Origin of the sequence: Sandarakinorhabdus sp. (assembly GCF_040398645.1) — a bacterium.
Taxonomy (GTDB): Bacteria; Pseudomonadota; Alphaproteobacteria; order Sphingomonadales; family Sphingomonadaceae; genus Sandarakinorhabdus.
Genome location: NZ_JBBATR010000019.1, coordinates 1 through 4075, shown reverse-complemented (window position 1 = coordinate 4075; position 4075 = coordinate 1). Strand labels below are relative to the sequence as shown.

General features: G+C 66.1%; 5 protein-coding genes. All 5 read right to left on the bottom strand.

The genetic code is table 11. From position 1 onward, the window contains the following. On the bottom strand, positions 1-847 hold an 847-nt coding region (locus ABWP50_RS06260; protein ID WP_502950993.1), incomplete at its 3' end, for a glycerophosphodiester phosphodiesterase family protein. Between the two features lie 53 nt (positions 848-900). Next, on the bottom strand, positions 901-1821 hold the full coding sequence (locus ABWP50_RS06255) for a hypothetical protein (RefSeq protein ID WP_353217135.1): 921 nt from the start codon (positions 1819-1821) through the stop codon (positions 901-903). A 9-nt stretch (positions 1822-1830) separates the two neighbouring features. Then, positions 1831-2532, bottom strand: a complete 702-nt coding sequence (pgl, locus tag ABWP50_RS06250; RefSeq protein ID WP_353217134.1) for a 6-phosphogluconolactonase — start codon at positions 2530-2532, stop codon at positions 1831-1833. 13 nt (positions 2533-2545) lie between these two features. Further along, positions 2546-3322: an SDR family NAD(P)-dependent oxidoreductase gene (locus tag ABWP50_RS06245; RefSeq protein ID WP_353217133.1), complete on the bottom strand. Its 777-nt coding sequence runs from the start codon at positions 3320-3322 to the stop codon at positions 2546-2548. A 90-nt stretch (positions 3323-3412) separates the two neighbouring features. Then, on the bottom strand, positions 3413-4075 hold a 663-nt coding region (locus tag ABWP50_RS06240; RefSeq protein ID WP_353217132.1), incomplete at its 5' end, for a DnaJ C-terminal domain-containing protein.

Genomic DNA, 4075 nt, shown 5'->3' with positions numbered 1-4075 from the left:
TGCCGAGCCGGCCGGCGCTGTCACGCGGGATGATCATGGTCTTTTCCGGGCCGATGCCGAATGCATAGGCGGCAATGGCTTTCAAGCCCGCTGGCGCTGCGAGCGCCGCATAATCATGGCCGTCGGCCGATTTGCCGGCCGGGGCCAGCAATTGAATCAGCCGCACGTTGGTCTGGGCTTTCAGGGCCTTGAGATTATCGATTTCAAAGCTCTGGATGAACACCGGCGCGGCCGCCGTGTTCCAGCCGGCAGCTTGCAACTGTGCCAGCAAGACAGGCTCGATGGCCAGGCCCAGCCCACGAAAATAGCTGGGATGCTTGGTTTCCGGGTAGATGCCGATGGTGCGCCCGGTGCGCGCCGATCCGGCCTTGGCCAGCGCGATGATCTCCGCCAGCGTCGGGATTTCGAACTGGCCATCATAGGCGGCATTGGCCGGGCGCAGCTGTGGCAGGCGTTCCCTGGCGCGCAGCGTTTTCAGCTCGGCCAGCGTGAAATCTTCGGTAAACCAGCCGGTGATGGTCTCGCCGTCGATGGTCTTGGTGGCCTTGCGCGCGGCAAATTCCGGCTTGCTGGCGACATCGGTGGTGCCGGAAATTTCGTTTTCGTGGCGTGCCACCAGCTGGTTATCCTTGGTGGGCACCAGGTCAGGCTCGATGAAATCAGCGCCTTGGTCGATGGCGCGTTCATAGGCGGCCAGCGTGTGCTCGGGCCGTTCGGCGCTGGCGCCGCGGTGCGCGATGATGATCGGCGGCTGCGGCGGCACCGCCATCAGACGTGCCGGGGCAGGAGCGGGTGTCAGCGGAGCGACCATCAGCAGGACCACCATCGGAGCGAGAAACAAAGCCATGAAGCGCGTGTAGACTGTCAGTATGACAGAAATAAATCAAATATCCGGCGCGCTCAGCAATCGAGGATCATCTGCCGGCCGATCTTGTCGAATGTGACAGCCCGGCAGGCTTGCGCATCAAGCTGCGTGCGCGACAACGTCAGCACCCGCACGGCGCGGCGCTGCTTGCCGGTATCGCCGGTCACCACGATTTCGGCTGGGTCTTCATCCGCGTCGGGCGGTGCCTGCTGGCCGCGTTCCAGCTGCGCCGTGTCATCGCGGCGATCGGTGACACGCACCGAAATTTCGCTGAACTGGAACGGCCCGATCACCAGCGGCCGGTCCAGCACCAGCCGGCGGACCGGACGCACCACGCCCAGCAAAATCTCCTCCTGCCATGGCTCCCCAACCAGCCGGCCGCCCAATGCCGCCGCCAGATCGGCGCCCACGGCTGCCGACGCCACGGGCAATCGGCTGCGGCCGCGCACATCCACCGCAATGCCAAAGCGATAGCCAGCGCCGCCCACCCCGCCGTAACTGCTGCTGTTGATATCGCCGAACAGCGACAGCACAAATCCCGGGCCGGGCGGGCCGGGCCGCAGCTGCACGGTCACCCGGCCGTGCGGCAGCGCCTGCGGGCCGATGCTGCCTTGCTCCGGCACCGGCGCCGCGCCGACAAACCAGAAGGCGCGCTGCTTGAAATTCAGGCCAGCCAGATCGATCGTTGCCGGCGCGTTGCGGCCGGTCAGGACATTGCTGCGCCCAATTTTCACGGTTGCCTTGCCAAACAGCGTCGCCGGCTTGATGCCCAGCCGCGCCACCGTGTCTTCATTCAGGGTGATGCGGTCAACGCTGCCCGTGGCCAGCGACAGCGTCACCGGCTGGCCGTTGATGGCCGCCTGGAGTGGCGCATCGGCGGCCAGCGTGATTTGCGGCGGCGGCGCAGCCGCAATCAGCGCGGCGGCACCAATAACCGGCAACCAGATCCGCCGCACGCGCACCGGTCAGGGGCACCAGTGGATATCGATGTCCATATCCAGCTCGGCCAGCAGCCGCCCGATCGGCAGAGTGCTGGACGCGCCTTGCTTGATCGCCTGCTCAAGCATCTTGCGCTTGGCGGTGCCGCTGAGCACCAATGTCACCACGCGGGCGGTGGCCAGCGTCGGGCCAGTCAGCGTCACGCGCGGCACTGGCGCATCGGCGGGCAACGGATCGGGGCGAACGCCAAGAGCCCGGCGCGCCTTTGGGCCAGCAATGGCAGCATCGAAATCCGGGCCGGGAAAGATCGAGGCCGTATGGCCATCCTCGCCCACGCCCAGCCACGCCACATCCAGCGGCCATTGCAAATCGGCCAGCCGTTCATCGGCGGCGCGGCCGGCCATCACCGGATCGCTTTCGCCAGCTGTCAGCGGGATCACCCGCGCCTTTTTGGGCAGGAACATTCGCGCCAGCATGCCGGCGTTGGACATCGGATCAGTCACGGGCACCAGCCGGTCATCGGTGGGCAGGATCGTCACATCGGCCCATTCGATCGGCATGGCCGCCAGCCGCTTAAGCGCGGGCACCGGTGTGCTGCCGCCCGGAAACGCCACCATCGCGCGGCCACGCGCCTCCAGCGCCTGGCCGATCAAATAGGCGATATCGCCCGCGACGGCTTCGGCCATTTCTTCGGCACTGTCATAGTCCCACCATTCGGCATCAATCACGCATCATCTCCGGTCAGGTATCTGCTGGCGGCATCGTATAGTTCAGCGCCAGCCGTCCGCCATCCGCATAAAGCGTTTCGCCGGTGATGTAACTGGCTTCATCACTGAGCAGAAACGCTGCGATGGCGGCAATTTCGGCCGGTTCGCCCGCGCGGCCCAGCGGCGTGCGCGACAAGATCTGCGCGCGCGCGCCGGCGTCGGCCATCACGGCATTTTTCGCCAGTTCGGTCAGGATGGTGCCTGGCCCGATGCCGACGACGCGGATCTTGTGCGGCGCCAGCGCCACGGCGGTGTTGCGCGTCAGCTGATTGAGGCCGCCCTTGGCGACATTATAGGCCAGCAGCGCCGGGATGGTGAGCAGGGCATTGACGCTGGACATGTTGACGATCACGCCGCCGCCAGCCGCGATCAGATGCGGCACGGCCAATTGCGTGGCATGGAACGCGGCGGTGAGATTGGTGGCGATTACCCGGTCAAACTGCTCGGGCGTTTCGGTGAAAACATCGCCCTTGGGCGCGATGCCGGCATTGTTGACCACACCGTCCAAGCCGCCAAAACGCGCCACGGTGGCGGCCATTGCAGCGTCGATGGCGCTGCGGCTGGTGACGTCGCAGTGGACGAAAGCCGCCGCCTCACCAATCTCTGCCGCGCGGGCTTCGCCTTCGGGCAGCACATCGGCCAGCATCACCCGCGCGCCTTCGGCGGCGCAGCGCTGCGCAATCGCCAGCCCGAGCCCACGCGCCGCGCCGGTGATGAGGATGCGGCGGTTGGCGAGGCGGGCGGGGTCCATGGCCGTGGGTTAGCGCAACTATATTGGCGCTGCCACCCCTCGCCCCGCTCGGCTGCGCCGAGTCGTCCTCTCCCGCACGATGAGAGCGTATTATTCGGTCAATTCGTTCCAGGCGTCTTTCAGCTTGTCGAAAAAGCCTTGCGCCTTGGGCGTGTTGCGGCCGCCTTCGCTGGTTTCGATCGCCTGAAACTCTTCCAGCAGCTCGCGCTGGCGCTTGGTGAGTTTGACAGGTGTTTCCACCTCGACCTGGATGACCAGATCGCCAAAGCCGCCATTGTTCAGCGCCGGCATGCCCTTGCCGCGCACCCGGAATTGCTTGCCGGTCTGCGTGCCGGGCGGCACCTTGATCACGGTCTTTTCGCGGTCCAGCGCCGGCACATCCACGTCGCCGCCCAAGGCAGCAACGGTGATCGACAGCGGCGCCAGCGCAAACAGAGTGGTGCCGTCGCGCTTGAACAGATCATGCGCCTTCAGATGCACGAAAATATACAAATCGCCGGCTGGGCCGCCGCGCGCGCCCGCTTCGCCTTCGCCGGCAACCCGAATCCTTGTGCCATCATCCACGCCGCGCGGCACATTCACATCCAGCGTTTTCTGCTTTTCCACCCGGCCGGCGCCGCCACAGCTGCTACACGGATCTGCGATGATCTGGCCCTGGCCATGGCAGGCCGGGCAGGTGCGTTCCACCATGAACAGGCCCTGCCGCATGGCAACGCGGCCATTGCCGCCGCAGGTGGTGCAGCCGCGCGCCGA